Here is a 15,386-nt window from a genome sequence, read left to right as displayed (position 1 = left end):
GGTCGGGCAGCGCACTGACCAGGAGACTTTCGCCAGGCCGTCCGCACAGGGCGTACGGAACCGGCGAGCCAGACATACAGCTCCCGTGCGGCGCCCGCGCCCCGGACGGCGGCACCGCGCCACTGGCGCGACCGTGCCGCCGGACCGGAACCAGGCGCGGCGCCCGGGAGCGTGACGGGAGAACCGCCCGCATGCTCGAGTCCAACGAAGACACCAACGCCCCCGGTGACAAGCTGCCGCCGCGCCGCAGGCGCCGCGCCGCTTCCCGCCCCGCCGGTCCGCCGGTGACGGGCGCCGGCGCCGAGACCCCGGTGACCGCCGAGGCCCCGGCCGTCGAGACGCCCGCCGTCGAGGCCGCCCCGGCCGAGGCCGCCCCCGCGCCGCGCACCCGCCGCCGTGCCACCCGCAAGGCCACCGCGCCTGCCGTGGAGACCGCGGTCGAGGCCGCCGTGGAGCCGGTCGTCGAGACCCCCGCGGCCGAGGCCGTCGAGGAGGCCCCCGAGGCCGCCCCCGCCCGCCCGCGCCGCCGTGCCACCCGTAAGGCCACCTCTCCGGTGACCTCCACGGCCGCTGCCGAGGAGACCGCGGAGCCCGTGGTCGCCGCCGAGCCGGTCGCCGAGGCCCCCGCCGTCGAGGAGGCCGCCCCGCCGGCCCGTACCCGCCGTCGTGCCACGCGTAAGGCCACCTCGCCCGTGACCTCCACGGCCGCTGCCGAGGAGACCGCGGAGCCCGCGGTCGCCGAGCCGGTCGCCGAGGCCCCCGCCGTCGAGGCCGTCGAGGAGGCCGCCCCGCCGGCCCGTACCCGCCGCCGGGCCACCCGTAAGGTCACCTCGCCCGAGGTGACCACCGAGGCCGCCACCACCGAGGCCGCCACCGGCGAGACGCTGCCGGCGTCCGCCGTCGAGCAGATCGCCTCCGACGAGGCCGAGGTCGCCGCAGCCGAGACCGCCGCCACCCGTGGCCGCGGCCGCCGCCGCGTCACCTCCCCGCAGTTCACCTCCGAGCCGGCCCCGGCCCGCGAGCCCCGCCGGGCCGCGCGCCCCGCCGTCGCCGTCTTCCAGGCCCCGGTCTTCGCCGAGCCGATGTTCCAGACCCCGGAGACCGCCGCCGCGGCCGCCGCCGCCGTGGTCGAGGAGCCGGAGGAGGAAGAGACCGTCGAGACGGTCGAGGCCGTGGTCGAGGCCGAGCCCGCCGAGCGTGCCGAGGCCGGCTCCCGCCGTCGCCGTCGCCGCCGTGGCGAGCCCGTGGCCGTCGCCGTCGAGCCCGTCCCGGCCACCGTCGCCGACGAGCCCGAGGTCGAGGCCGTCGCCGACGAGGTCGAGGAGACCTTCGAGGCCGGGGAGCCCGAGGAGTCGGACGAGTACGAGGACCGTCCCTCCCGCCGTCGCCGCCGTGGCGGCCGTCGCCGTCGTCGCGGCGAGCTCGCCGAGGCCGAGGAGACCGAGGAGGGCGAGGAGCCGCACGCCGAGGAGGAGACCGAGGAGCCCGAGGAGGGCGAGGAGGAGCCGGAGGACGCCGAGGCCTACGCCGGCGGCTCCAGCAGCTCCCGTCGCCGCCGCCGTCGCCGTCGTCGCAGCGGGGACACCGCCGGCGAGGTCGAGGCCGCCGACGAGGACGGCGTCCGTACGGTCGTCAAGGTCCGCGAGCCCCGTCCGGCCCGTGAGAAGGCCGAGCCGTCCGACGAGGTCCAGTCCATCAAGGGCTCGACCCGCCTGGAGGCCAAGAAGCAGCGCCGCCGCGAAGGCCGCGAGCAGGGCCGCCGCCGCGTCCCGATCATCACCGAGGCCGAGTTCCTGGCCCGCCGCGAGGCCGTCGAGCGCGTCATGGTCGTCCGCCAGAACGGCGAGCGCACCCAGATCGGCGTCCTGGAAGACAACGTGCTCGTCGAGCACTACGTCAACAAGGAGCAGGCCACCTCGTACGTCGGCAACGTCTACCTGGGCAAGGTCCAGAACGTGCTGCCGTCCATGGAGGCCGCCTTCGTCGACATCGGCAAGGGCCGCAACGCCGTCCTGTACGCCGGTGAGGTCAACTTCGAGGCGCTCGGCATGGCCAACGGGCCGCGCCGCATCGAGTCCGCCCTCAAGTCCGGCCAGTCGGTCCTCGTGCAGGTCACGAAGGACCCGATCGGCCACAAGGGCGCCCGCCTGACCAGCCAGGTCTCCCTGCCCGGCCGCTACCTCGTGTACGTCCCCGAGGGCTCGATGACCGGCATCAGCCGCAAGCTCCCGGACACCGAGCGCGCCCGCCTGAAGACCATCCTCAAGAAGATCGTCCCCGAGGACGCGGGCGTCATCGTGCGCACCGCCGCCGAGGGCGCGAGCGAGGACGAGCTGCGCCGCGACGTCGAGCGACTGCAGGCGCAGTGGGCCGACATCCAGAAGAAGGCCACCCAGATCTCGACGTCCGCGCCGACCCTGCTGTACGGCGAGCCGGACATGACCGTCCGGGTCGTCCGCGACATCTTCAACGAGGACTTCTCCAAGGTCATCGTCAGCGGCGACGACGCGTGGGAGACCATCCACGGGTACGTCTCGCACGTCGCGCCCGACCTGGCCGACCGCCTGTCCAAGTGGACCAGCGAGGTCGACGTCTTCGCGACGTACCGGATCGACGAGCAGCTCATGAAGGCGCTCGACCGCAAGGTCTGGCTGCCCTCCGGCGGTTCGCTGGTGATCGACAAGACCGAGGCGATGATCGTCGTCGACGTCAACACCGGCAAGTTCACCGGCCAGGGCGGCAACCTGGAGGAGACCGTCACCAGGAACAACCTGGAGGCGGCCGAGGAGATCGTGCGCCAGCTGCGGCTGCGCGACCTCGGCGGCATCGTCGTCATCGACTTCATCGACATGGTCCTGGAGTCCAACCGCGACCTGGTGCTGCGCCGCCTCCTGGAGTGCCTGGGCCGGGACCGGACCAAGCACCAGGTGGCCGAGGTCACCTCGCTCGGCCTGGTCCAGATGACCCGCAAGCGGGTCGGCCAGGGCCTCCTGGAGTCCTTCTCCGAGACCTGCGTCCACTGCAACGGCCGCGGTGTCATCGTGCACATGGAGCAGCCGACCACCGCCGGTGGCGGTGGCGGCGGCAAGCGCTCGAAGAAGCGCGGCCGCGGCGGCGCCGAGCACGTCCACGAGCACGAGCACGCCGAGGCCGTGGAGCCGGAGACGACGGAGGCCGAGGTCGAGACCGAGGCCGAGGTCGCCGCGGAGCTGGCCGCCCCGGTGGCGGTGCCCGTGCCGATCGCCCCGGACGAGGAGCTGTACGGCTCCGCCGCCGAGGCGGAGGCGGCCGCCACGCGCGGTCGTGGCCGCCGTCGCGCCACCCGCCGGGTGTCCGCCCCGGTCGCCTCGACGCCCGTCGTCCCGGCGGTCGTGGAGACCGAGGCCGTCGACTTCGAGCCGGCGCCCGCCGCCGAGCCCGAGCCGGTGACCGAGGCCGTGGCCGAGCCCGTGGTCGAGGAGGCTCCCGCTCCGGCCCCGCGCGGTCGTCGCCGCGCCACCCGTCGGGTGACGTCCCCGGTGGTCTCCACCACGGACGCCCCCGCCGAGATCGTCGCGGAGCCGGTCGCCGAGGCCGCTCCCGTCGCGGAGCCGGAGCCCGTCGTGGCGCCGGAGCCGGTGGCCGAGCCGGTCGCCGAGGCCGTCGCCGAGCCCGTCGTCGAGGAGGCCCCCGCGGCCGCCGCGCCGCGTGCCCGTCGCCGGGTGGTCCGCAAGGCCACCGCTCCCGCCGGTTCGCCCGCGGGCGCCGAGGAGGCGGCCGTCGTCGTGGTGACCACGGCCCCCGCCGAGGCCACCGAGGCGCCGGCCGAGGCCGAGCCCGAGGCGGAGGCCGCGCCGGCCAAGAAGACGGCCGCGCGCAAGACCGCCAAGAAGACCACGGCCAAGAAGGCCGCCACCAAGAAGACGGCGGCGACCAAGAAGACCGCGGCGAAGAAGACCACCGCCAAGAAGGCCACGGCCAAGAAGGCGGCGGAGAAGACCGCGGCTCCGGCCCAGGACTGATCCACCGGGTGCGGGCCGTCCCTCCACGGGGCGGCCCGCGCCCGCTCGGGCGAATTTGACCCCTTGTGGCAGCCGCCCGTAACCTAGACCGTCGGCGTGTCTGATCGACATGCCGCGCCTCTGAGCACCTCCCTCCCGCTCGTCGGGAGAGGCCGCTCGTCCGATTCCGGAACGCCGCGGGCCCCCGGGCCCGTGTGAGCGGCTGGCTTCAGAGGTTCCACCCCGAGTGAGAGAGAGATCCGCGTGTACGCCATCGTGCGCAGCGGTGGTCGCCAGCACAAGGTTGCTGTCGGCGACATCGTTGAGGTTGACAAGATTTCCACTGCCAAGGTTGGCGACACGGTCGAGCTCTCGACCCTGCTCGTTGTCGACGGCGACGCCGTGACCAGCGACCCGTGGGTCCTGGCCGGCATCAAGGTCACGGCCGAGGTCGTGGACCACCACAAGGGCGCCAAGATCGACATCCTGCGCTACAAGAACAAGACCGGCTACCGCCGTCGCCAGGGTCACCGTCAGCAGTACACGGCGATCAAGGTCACCGGTATCCCCGCGGCTGCGAAGTAAGAGGGACTGAGACATGGCACACAAGAAGGGCGCATCGTCCACCCGGAACGGGCGCGACTCGAATGCCCAGCGGCTCGGCGTGAAGCGCTTCGGCGGTCAGGCCGTCAACGCGGGTGAGATCCTGGTCCGCCAGCGTGGCACCCACTTCCACCCGGGCGCGGGTGTCGGTCGCGGTGGCGACGACACGCTGTTCGCCCTGCAGGCCGGCGCGGTGCAGTTCGGCACCCACCGTGGCCGCAAGGTCGTGAACATCGTTCCGGTCGCCTGATCGGAACTCTTTGCGGAGGCGGACCTCACTTCCCGTACGGGAAGCGGGTCCGCCTTTCGCGTGTTACTAGATAGACATTCCGCACGTAATTCTCTGGAGGCACACCCATGACCACCTTCGTGGACCGCGTCGAGCTGCACGTCGCCGCGGGTAACGGAGGCCACGGCTGCGCCTCCGTCCATCGCGAGAAGTTCAAGCCGCTCGGCGGCCCGGACGGCGGCAACGGCGGCCGCGGCGGCGATGTGACCCTGGTCGTCGACCAGTCGGTCACCACGCTCCTCGAGTACCACCACTCCCCGCACCGCAAGGCGACCAACGGTCAGCCCGGCGCCGGTGACAACCGCTCCGGCAAGGACGGCCAGGACCTGGTCCTGACCGTGCCCGACGGCACCGTCGTCCTCGACAAGCGGGGCAACGTGCTCGCCGACCTCGTCGGCGAGGGCACCACCTTCGTCGCCGGCCAGGGCGGCCGCGGCGGCCTCGGCAACGCCGCGCTGGCCTCGGCCCGCCGCAAGGCCCCCGGCTTCGCGCTCCTCGGCGAGCCCGGCGAGTCGCGGGACATCGTCCTGGAGCTCAAGACCGTCGCCGACGTGGCGCTCGTCGGCTACCCGAGCGCCGGCAAGTCCTCGCTCATCTCCGTCCTCTCGGCCGCCAAGCCGAAGATCGCGGACTACCCGTTCACCACGCTCGTCCCGAACCTCGGCGTGGTCACGGCCGGTTCGACCGTCTACACGATCGCCGACGTGCCGGGCCTCATCCCGGGCGCCAGCCAGGGCCGCGGCCTGGGCCTGGAGTTCCTCCGCCACGTCGAGCGCTGCTCGGTCCTCGTCCACGTCCTCGACACGGCGACGCTGGAGTCCGAGCGCGACCCGGTCACCGACCTCGACGTCATCGAGGAGGAGCTCAAGCAGTACGGCGGCCTGGAGGACCGGCCCCGGATCGTCGTCCTCAACAAGATCGACATCCCGGACGGCCAGGACCTCGCGGACATGATCCGCCCGGACCTGGAGGAGCGCGGCTACCAGGTGTTCGAGGTCTCCGCCGTGGCCCGTACGGGTCTCAAGGAGCTCTCCTTCGCCCTCGCCGGCATCGTCGCCGAGGCGCGCGCGTCCAAGCCGAAGGAGGAGGCGACCCGGATCGTCATCCGCCCGAAGGCCGTCGACGACGCGGGCTTCACCGTCACGTACGACGAGGCCGAGGACGTCTACCGGGTGCGCGGCGAGAAGCCGGAGCGCTGGGTCCGCCAGACCGACTTCAACAACGACGAGGCCGTGGGCTACCTGGCCGACCGCCTCAACCGCCTCGGCGTCGAGGACCAGCTGATGAAGGCCGGTGCCCGCGCGGGCGACGGCGTCGCGATCGGTTCCGAGGACAACGCGGTCGTCTTCGACTGGGAGCCCACCATGATGGCCGGCGCCGAGATGCTCGGCCGCCGCGGTGAGGACCACCGTCTGGAGGCCCCGCGTCCGGCGGCCCAGCGCCGCCGCGACCGGCAGGCGGAGCGGGACGACGCGCAGCGCGAGTACGACGAGTTCGACCCGTTCTAGCAGTACCCGGGGAGCCGCGGGTCCGACCCGTTCCCGCGGCGCCCGAGGGAGCCCCCGATCCCGTCGGAGGGGTCGGGGAGCTCCCGTAGGATCCTGGTGTGAGTAGCGTCCCCCCGCCCGAGACCGCAGGCCGGCTCAGTGTCGTCGTCATCGCCTACAACGACGAGGAGCTGGTCGCCCAGGCCATCGGCTCCGCGCTCGACCAGGGGCCCGTGGTGGCGGAGGTCCTGGCGGTCGACGACTGTTCGAGCGACGGGACGGCCGCGGTCCTCGACGAGCTGGCGGCCCGGCACCCCCGTGTGCGCGTGGTGCGCCGCACCGAGAACAGCGGCGGCTGCGGAACCCCGCGCAACGACGGCATCCGCGCCGCCACCTCCCCGTACGTCATGTTCCTGGACAGCGACGACATCCTCCCGGCCGGCGCCGCCGAGGGCCTGGTCGCCGCCGCCGAGCGGCACCGCGCCCCCGTCGCCGTCGGCGTCTGCGTACGGCGTGAACTGCCCGAGGGCCGGGACGTGCGCTGGCAGCCCGCCCTGTACCGGGAGCCGGCCGTCCTGGAGACGCCCGAGGAGCTGCGCCCGCTCGTCCACGACACGCTCTGCGTCAACAAGATCTACGACCGGGCCTTCCTCGCCGAGCACGACATCCGCTTCCCCGACGGCCGTTTCGTCTACGAGGACTTCCTCTTCACCGCCCGGGTGTACGCCGCCGCTCCCCGCGTCGCCGTGATCCCCGACACCGTCTACGTCTGGCATGTGCGCCGGGCCGCCGCGCAGCTGTCGATCTCCCTGGACCGCGAGGGCGTCTCCAACTGGCGCGCCCGGATCGCCGCGCACGGCGCGGCCGTCGAGACCCTTGCCGAGGCGGGCCGCGCGGAGCTCGCCGCCGCCTGCCGCACCAAGTTCCTCGAACACGACCTGCGCATGTACGCCCGCGACCTGCGGCTGCGGGACGCCGGACACCGCGCCGAATGGTGGGAGCTCACCCGCGCCCACCTGTCCGGCTTCGCCGACGAGGAGATCGCCGCCGCGGTCGCCCCCGCCCGCTGGACCGCCCGTTTCCTGCTGGCCGCGAAGGAGCCGCGCGACCTGCTCCGGCTGTCCCGGCTCACCGCCGACCCGGGCCGCCTGCTCCCGCCGTACGCCGGCGGCCGCACCGCCGCCGTCTGGGCCGACGACCTGCCGGAGGCCCGCCTCGACGGCATGGACGAGCTGCCGCTCGACGGGCTGCCGCTCGTCGTGGACGCCGTGCTGCGCACCGGCGGGGGCGGCGAGCTGCGGTTCACCGTCCGTGACCTGTACGGGCGGCTCGCCGAGGCCGGGCCCGTGCGCGCGGAACTCGCCTTCCTGCCGCGCGGCGACAGCGAGCCCGCCCGTACCGAGGAGGCCGCGCTGAGCGCCGTCGCCGGGGCGGACGGCACGGTGGAGGCCTGGACCGCCCGGGTCCCCGTCGGGCTCACGGGGCTCGCCGGATCCGGTCGGCGGCGGGGGCGCGAGGGCGTCCAGCTGTGGGACATCGGCGTCACCGTGACGTGTGCGAACGGTGAGTCGTTCACCACGTCGCTGCGTGCGCCGGACGCTTCCCAGCGGCGCTCGGTGCTTCCGAGCAGCCGGTACGGTGTACTCCTGGTGCAGCCGTACACCACGGCCAACGGCTCGCTGGCGGTGCGGATCGCACCCGGCGCACGGGACGGATTCCGGGCGGTCAGGGCCCGGCTCCGTCGGCTTGCCCGCAGTTCACAGTGAAAGGGTTTGGGGCACTATGACTTATCTGATCACCGGCGGCGCCGGATACATCGGCTCCCATGTGGTCCGCGCCATGACGCAGGCGGGCGAGCGGGTCGTCGTCCTCGACGACCTGTCCACGGGCTACGAGTCGAGGGTTCCCGAGGGCGTCCCCCTGGTGGTCGGCTCCACCCTGGACCGTGAGGTCCTGGACCGGACGATCGCGGAGCACGGTGTGACGGGCGTCGTCCACCTCGCCGCGAAGAAGCAGGTCGGCGAGTCCGTCGAGCTGCCGCTGCACTACTACCGCGAGAACGTCATCGGTCTCACGGTCCTCCTGGAGGCCGTCGCGGCCGCCGGTGTGCGCAACTTCCTCTTCTCCTCCTCCGCCGCCGTCTACGGCATGCCGGACGTCGACCTCGTCACAGAGGAGACCCCCTGCCTGCCGATGAGCCCGTACGGCGAGACCAAGCTCGTCGGCGAGTGGCTGGTGCGCGCCGCGGGCGCCGCGCACGGCATCTCGACGGCCTGCCTGCGCTACTTCAACGTGGCGGGCGCGGCGACCCCCGAGCTGGCCGACACCGGGGTCTTCAACCTGGTCCCGATGGTCTTCGAGCGCCTCGACGCGGGGGAGTCCCCGCGGATCTTCGGCGACGACTACGACACGCCCGACGGCACCTGCATCCGCGACTACATCCACGTCGAGGACCTGGCCGACGCGCACCTCGTCGCCGCGCGGAAGCTCGCGGAGTGGGCCGGGGCGGGCGCGCCGCGCGACCTGACCGTCAACATCGGCCGTGGCGAGGGCGTCTCCGTCACCGAGATGGTCCAGCTGATCAACGAGATCACCGGCCACACCACCGAGCCGCTGGTCACCCCGCGCCGCGCCGGTGACCCCGCCCGGGTCGTCGCCGCCGCCGACCGCATCGAGTCGGAGCTGGGCTGGAAGGCCCGTCACGACGTGCGCGACATGATCGAGTCGGCCTGGGCCGGCTGGGTCGCCCGTCGCGGCGCGACCGTCTGACCTACCTCAAGGCAAGCCCTCAGGGCAGGCCTCAGGGCAGGCCTCAAGGCATAGGGAAGGGCCGGGGAGTGTGACTCCCCGGCCCTTCCCTCTTGCCGTTTCCGCGGTCTTCTACGGTCAGCGCTCCAGGAAGGCGAAGAGCGCCTCCCAGCGGTCGGTGATCTCGTCGGGCGCGTACCGCTTCACGTTCTCGAACGCGGCGTCGCCCATCCGGTCCCGCAGCTCCTTGTCGGACATCAGGGCGCTCATGTGGCCGCCGAGCTCCATGGCGTTGCCGAGCCGCGCGAGCAGCCCGTCCTCACCGTCGCGGATGATCTCCCGCACGCCCGGCGCGCAGTCGAACGCGGCGCACGGCACGCCGGCCGCCATCGCCTCCAGGAGGGTGATCGGGAAGCCCTCGGCGCGGGACGCCTGTGCGAACACCGAGGCGTCCGAGAGGGCCCCGAGCACGTCGTTCGTCCGGCCCATCCACTCCACGGACCCGTCGAGACCGAGGTCGGTCGTCCGGGCGCGCAGCGCCGTCTCCTCGTCGCCGGTGCCGTAGATCCGCAGCTTCCAGTCGGGGTGACGGGAGGCGATCTCGGCCCAGCTGTCGAGCAGCATGTCCACGCCCTTCTCGTGGGAGAGGCGGCCGATGGAGACGACCAGCTTCTCCTCGCGGGCCACCGGGCGCTCGGGGACGAAGGGCAGGGCGTTCGGCATGTGGCCGACGTTGTCCATGCCCGCCCGGATCCACCGGTCGGCGTCGCCCGGCGTGAGGACGAGCATCCGGTCGACGTCCTGGTAGTACCGCTTCACCCGGGCCAGCCGGGAGGACGCGGCGCTCGCCTCGTACGACTCGTGGCTCATGCCGATGACGGTGAGCCCCTTGGTGTCGGCGAGGGAGACCCACTCCATCGCCCACACCTGAGTGACGATCACCACGGAGCCCGGGCGGGCCGCCCGGAACAGGGCTGTCATCCGGTCGGCGCGCTCGCGCATGCCCGCGGCGCGGGCCGCGTGCCGGCGCCGCTCCGGCGCGTTGAGCTTGCCCTTGAGGCCCCGCAGCGGCTTCACCTGCGGCGGGTGCGCGTCGTACAGGGTGGTGGTGGCGTACGGCAGCGGATCGGGGAACTCGTGCTGCCGGCCGGCGGGGGCGGGGGTGATGCCGATGACGTGGACCTGGTGACCGCGGTCGGTGAACGCCCGGGCCATCTGGTGCGTCCAGGTCGTCACACCGCCCATCTCGTCCACGCTGTTGGAGACGATGAAGATGTCGCGGCCGCCGGACACGGTGGTCTGGTTGGTCACTTCCCGCTCCCGCTGAAGAACTTGGCGACGATCTGACGGGCCGCGTCACCCCGGTCGTACTCGCTGAACTCTGCGTTGAACCGCTGACGGGCGGCCGCGTACTTGGTGTCGGCCTCGTCCTTGAAGTTGGAGATCACTCCGTAGAGCTCCTCCTCCGTGGCGACGACCGGGCCCGGCGCGCGCTCCTTCAGGTCGAAGTAGGTGCCCCGGTTCTCCTTCGCGTACTCCTCGTAGTCGTACGTGAAGAAGATCATCGGACGGTCGAGCAGCCCGTAGTCGAACATCACGGACGAGTAGTCGGTGATCAGCCCGTCCGCGAGGGCGAGCAGGGGGGTGATGTCGTGGTGCGACGACACGTCGATCACCCGGCCGCGCACCGACGGCGGCAGCGTCACGCTGTTCAGGTAGTGGGTCCTGATCAGCAGGGTGTGGGTGTCGCCGAAGCGCTCGGCGAACTCCTCGACGGAGAACGGGGCCTTGAACTTCTGCACCTTGCCGCCCGGGGCGGCCCGGAAGGTCGGCGCGTACAGCAGCACCTTCTTCTCCGGGGCGATGCCCAGCTCGGCGGCGAGCGGGCCGCGGTCCCGGGTGCCGGCCTCGGCCTCCTTGCGACGCGCCTCGGCGAGGTCGTCGTTGCGCGGGTAGCCGACGGGCAGCAGCACCTCGTCGCGGAGCCGGAAGCCCTTCGCGAGGGTGCGCCGGTCGTGCTCGCCGCGGATCAGGAAGTGGTCGAACCGGTCCAGCGACTCCTGGAAGGACGCCTGGGCGGCGAGCCCGCGCGCCTTGGTGGTCGGCTCGTCGAAGCCCATCCGCTTCAGGGCGGTGCCGTGCCAGGTCTGGATGTACGTGGTCCCCGGCCGCTTGGCGAGCCGCAGCGGGAAGCCCTGGTTGTCGATCCAGAACTCGGCCTGGGCCAGCGCCCGCAGGTACTGCCAGCTCCAGCGCTTCACCAGCGTCGCGTCCTTGGGGAAGCCGGTCGGCTTGGCGCCCGCGTAGGACCAGACGGCCTCGAACTTGACGCCCTGTCGGCGCATCTCCTCGTAGATCGCCTTCGGGCTGTCGCTGTACTGCTTGCCGAGGTGGCTCTCGAAGACGACGAGCCCCTTCTTGATCGGCAGCTTGCTGTACAGCTCGTGGTAGACGCGGAGCTTGGTCTCGCCCGAGTTCAGGTCCCGCTTCGCCTTGAGCAGCCGGCGCAGGCTGGTCTTGGCCAGTTCGGCGGGGCGTCCGTGCATCGCGCCCTCGATCATCGCCGAGGTGTGCACGGCCGCCTTGCCCTCGGCGGCGAGCACGTACGACAGGTTGCCCTTCTTGGTGATCTCCGGCACGAAGCGGTCGGAGACCAGCGAGGTCAGGCGGGGGCGGACGCGCAGGGAACGGGCCTCGTCGAGCGGGGTCCCGCCCACGGAGACGCGGGTCCTGAGCTGCTCGCCGTCGACGGAGAGGATCAGCCGGACGTCCCAGACGGCGTCGATGATGCCGAGCGGGCGAACGGTGCGGGCCACGTCGACCGTGCCCTCCCACTCGATCCACTCGTCGGTGTGGCGGACCGAGGCCACCGGGATGCGCGCGGTCCTGCCGCCGACGCTGCGGCGGGCCGAGAACTCCAGGACCGCCTGGAGCTTCGCGTCCGGACGGATCCGGCCCAGCGGGTTGACCACCCGGCCGGCCAGCTTCACGACGCCGTCGGTGCTCTCGTACGAGGTCAGCCGGTTGCCCAGGACCAGGGAGGTGAGCGGCTTGGCGTGGTAGCCGGCGGCGGTCATGTCCAGGATCTCGCGACCCTGCTCGCTGTCCAGGTGCCGGTCGCACCAGTAGACCTGGCCGTCCCGCTCGGCGAGCGGGCTGGTGAGCCGGCCCGCGTTGGTGAGCGCGTCGGTGGCCGGGAGCAGGTTGTCCCAGTCCTCCTTGCTCAGCAGGTAGGCGCAGATGGCGTGCAGGCGCTGGACCTCGGAGTACGCCTGGGGATCTATCTCGGCGAGGTAGCCGTTGGCCAGCGCGGCGAACTCGCGCCGGTAGTCCTCGTCGAGGAGCGCGAGGTCGCGGAAGTGGAGAACGAGGTCGTGCTTGAGGAACTTGATGTCCTTGCGGTACTTCAGGTCCTCGTAGCCCCTGCTCTCCAGCAGGGCGTCCACCCGGCGGTGGATCTCCATCCGGTGGACGAAGTTGGCGATCTCGTGGCGCCGGTTGCTGATCGACTTCGCGGCGGCGCTCTCCTGCACGTTCCAGTAGTAGACGTGGTTCGGGATGAGCGTGATCCGGCTCGCGGCGACGTACGCCTGGGCCGAGAAGAGCAGGTCCTCGTAGTGGATGCCGACGGGGAACTCCAGCCCCTGCTCCAGGAGGAACTCGCGGCGGTAGCACTTGTTCGTCGACAGGGTGTCGAAGACCAGGAGGTCGGGCAGCTCGGTGATGGAGTCGATCGTCCGGGTCTGCGAGTAGATCCACGGGTACCACTCGGTGGTCTTCTGGTGGCGGCTGTCCAGGTGGACGCGCACGCAGAGGCCGGACACCAGGTCGGCGCCGGTGGACTCGGCCGCGTTCAGCATGTTCCGGCAGGCGTTGCGCTCCAGCACGTCGTCACTGTCGAGGAACATGACGTAGGTGCCGGCGGCCTGCTGGATGCCGAAGTTGCGGGGCGCACCGCAGCCGCCGCTGTTCTGCGGCAGCTGGAACGCTCTGACCCGGTCCGGGGTCTCGGCGGCGAGCGCCTTGGCGACCTCGAAGGTGCTGTCCTTGCTGCAGTCGTCGACGATCACGACTTCGACGCCGTGCAGACTCTGGTCCAGCACCGACCGTACGGCCGTCGGCAGACGCTCTGCGTCGTTGTAGGCGATGACGACCACGGAGACGTCAGGCACTTCCACCTCGATCCACTTGTCTTTCCTCCAGACGCACCCAAGCTACCTGGTGTTCCCCACCCCTTTTGTCGCGCCGTCCGGCGGTTACGCCGTCTGCCGTGTCCTGATCGGTCCGGATCCGAGGGGGCAACCATCCGCACGCGTCAGGAGTCGCCCTTACGGGCGATGCCTGGTCAGCCGCGATACGTGCGGGCCGCGAGTGCCGCGAAACTACCTCACATCCCCTCGCGGCCGTCTGCCGGAAGTGATGGGGAACACACCCCTCCCCGGGATTCCGGAGCCGGAAGCCGGGGGAGGGGCACGGGCGTGGCAGCCGGGTGTGTCCGACCCGACACGCCTGATGAGGTGTCGCGCGGCACTCGCAGGGCGTCAGCCGCGGTGGATCTTGTCCACCTCGTAGTACCGGGCCGCGCACTGGGCCGCCCAGTCGCGCGCGTACACCTTGGTGAAGAAGGGCTCCGCGAGCCAGCCGATGTACATGGGGCGGTACGCGACGTCCGTGGCGCCGTTGGCGATCTCCGCGCGGATCCGGGTGTTCTGCCGGTCCCAGGCGATGCTCCGCGCCACCGTGCCCGTGGCCGTCGTGTGCACCGGCTGCACCAGGGCGATCGCGCTTCCCACGGCGAGCGCGCCCGCCGCGAGCAGCGTGACGGCACGGGCCGCGCGGGCGGCGGGGCGCGGGGCCGTCAGCCGACGGCCGAGCCAGTGGCCGGCCCAGGTGCCGTACGCGCAGAGGATGAGCAGCATCGGGACGAGGAAGTTCGTCCACGTGCGGGCGTACGTCCAGCCGGTGATGCCGTAACCGCTCCGCAGGCCGTACGCGACGCCCAGGCTCGCGAGGGCGAGCAGCGGCAGCGGCAGCAGCGCGGCGACGACCGTCAGGCCGCGCGGGCGGCCTTCCCCGGCGGCCGCGGCGCGCCGGCCGCGGCGGCGCGGCCGGCCGTCCTCGGCGGGGGCGGCGGGACGGTGGCCGGCGATCGGGCCGGCGAAGACGAGGCCCAGACCCAGCAGGACGCCGACGGCGAGGGCTCCCGCGTACGCCCACTGGTCACCGATGGTCTGCCACATGCGCCACCAGTCGTGGATCGTCTCGCCCACCTCGGAGAGCGTCAGCGGCTTCTTCGGGACCTGGGCCCGCCGCCACTGGGCGCCGGGGGAGGTGTACAGGAGGGCGAGACCGGAGGCGAGACCGACGCAGGCCGCGACGCACCAGGTGGAGACGTACCAGTCCTTCGCCCAGCGCAGGCGGGGCAGGCAGAGGACTCCGACGGAGGCCGCGGAGATGCCGGCCACCATGGTGAACGGCTCGCTGAGTGTCCCTATCGCCATGCCGGTCAGGACCGCCGTGGCCACGGCGGCGGGCCGGGCCCACCGGTGCCGGGAGCGGGCCGCGACGACGGCGACGACCACGGCCCAGAGGCCGATCACGCTCGGCAGGGTGTGGGAGATGGTGGCCGGCGCCCAGAGCAGCACCTGGTAGGGGCGCGTACCGGCGAAGAACAGCAGCGCCTCGATCAGGCCCACAGCGGCCACGAGCAGCACCGCCGGGGGCTGCGGACGGCCGAGGGCGCGCAGCGCGGCGCGGGCGAGCAGGAAGAGCGCGACGCCCAGCGACACCACCAGGAAGGCGGGCATCACCTTCGGCCCCAGCATGTCGTCGGCGTAGATCACGCCGCTGAGGAAGGCGTTGGTGACGCGGCCGTTCTGAGTGTTGTAGAAGTCCGAGGCGAGACCGAAGGGACCCATGTCCCGGGCCTTCCAGAGGGCACACCAGTCGTCGGACGTGGGGCGTACGTAGAGACCGAGGAAGGCACCGACCGCGAGCAGCGCGCCCGAACCGACGGCGACGACGAGCCCGATCCCGCCGAGGGTCCGCCGGAACCCCTTCCCACCGGGAGCGCCGGCGCCCGCTTCGTCCTCCGGAAGCGGTGTCTCACCGCGCTCTGAGATGGTGGTCCTGCTCACCGGTGGTAGCTCCCCTGGCCTCAAGGCCGTCTCCAGTTGTGCCAAATACGTGAAGATGCCACGCATATTCACGGTCTTCAGTGATGCTTTATTGTATGGACGGCATGCCGACCGGGATGGCCACGCGGGGCACGCCCGACGG

9 protein-coding genes are annotated in these 15,386 nt (G+C 72.3%); 6 read left to right on the top strand and 3 right to left on the bottom strand.

Features of this window, described 5'->3' with window-relative positions; all coding sequences use genetic code 11:
• Positions 1 to 191 precede the first annotated feature (191 nt).
• The 6 genes from AB5J54_RS13875 (at position 192) to galE (ending at position 9,128) form a co-directional block, all read left to right on the top strand.
• Complete coding sequence (locus AB5J54_RS13875) at positions 192 to 4,001, top strand: ribonuclease E/G (RefSeq protein ID WP_369144224.1); 3,810 nt, start codon at positions 192 to 194, stop codon at positions 3,999 to 4,001.
• 243 nt (positions 4,002 to 4,244) lie between these two features.
• Positions 4,245 to 4,565, top strand: coding sequence for a 50S ribosomal protein L21 (gene rplU, locus AB5J54_RS13870; protein ID WP_015033583.1), 321 nt, complete (start codon positions 4,245 to 4,247; stop codon positions 4,563 to 4,565).
• Positions 4,566 to 4,578: 13 nt separating this feature from the next.
• The gene (rpmA, locus tag AB5J54_RS13865) at positions 4,579 to 4,833 is read left to right on the top strand and encodes a 50S ribosomal protein L27 (RefSeq protein WP_003976205.1); all 255 of its coding nucleotides are present in this window, start codon (positions 4,579 to 4,581) and stop codon (positions 4,831 to 4,833) included.
• A 107-nt stretch (positions 4,834 to 4,940) separates the two neighbouring features.
• A complete protein-coding gene (gene obgE, locus AB5J54_RS13860; protein WP_369144223.1) occupies positions 4,941 to 6,380 on the top strand; it encodes a GTPase ObgE in 1,440 nt (479 codons plus the stop codon).
• A 98-nt stretch (positions 6,381 to 6,478) separates the two neighbouring features.
• Positions 6,479 to 8,125 (top strand): glycosyltransferase family 2 protein, encoded by a 1,647-nt coding sequence (locus AB5J54_RS13855; protein ID WP_369144222.1) that lies wholly within the window; start codon positions 6,479 to 6,481, stop codon positions 8,123 to 8,125.
• A 16-nt stretch (positions 8,126 to 8,141) separates the two neighbouring features.
• Positions 8,142 to 9,128 carry a UDP-glucose 4-epimerase GalE gene (gene galE, locus AB5J54_RS13850; protein WP_369144221.1) on the top strand — a complete coding sequence of 329 codons (987 nt, stop codon included), beginning with the start codon at positions 8,142 to 8,144 and terminating at the stop codon, positions 9,126 to 9,128.
• A 117-nt stretch (positions 9,129 to 9,245) separates the two neighbouring features.
• On the opposite strand, the gene AB5J54_RS13845 is transcribed toward galE, so the two are convergent.
• From AB5J54_RS13845 to AB5J54_RS13835, 3 genes are all read right to left on the bottom strand, one after another.
• Positions 9,246 to 10,352, bottom strand: coding sequence for a glycosyltransferase (locus AB5J54_RS13845; RefSeq protein ID WP_369149323.1), 1,107 nt, complete (start codon positions 10,350 to 10,352; stop codon positions 9,246 to 9,248).
• Positions 10,353 to 10,414: 62 nt separating this feature from the next.
• Positions 10,415 to 13,285, bottom strand: coding sequence for a CDP-glycerol glycerophosphotransferase family protein (locus AB5J54_RS13840; RefSeq protein ID WP_369144220.1), 2,871 nt, complete (start codon positions 13,283 to 13,285; stop codon positions 10,415 to 10,417).
• Positions 13,286 to 13,648: 363 nt separating this feature from the next.
• Positions 13,649 to 15,244 carry a DUF6056 family protein gene (locus AB5J54_RS13835; protein WP_369144219.1) on the bottom strand — a complete coding sequence of 532 codons (1,596 nt, stop codon included), beginning with the start codon at positions 15,242 to 15,244 and terminating at the stop codon, positions 13,649 to 13,651.
• Positions 15,245 to 15,386: the final 142 nt, after the last annotated feature.

This window comes from Streptomyces sp. R44 (assembly GCF_041053105.1).
Classification (GTDB): domain Bacteria; phylum Actinomycetota; class Actinomycetes; order Streptomycetales; family Streptomycetaceae; genus Streptomyces.
The sequence above is the reverse complement of the archived record's forward strand: the minus strand, read 5'-3'. Positions and strand labels throughout refer to the sequence as shown.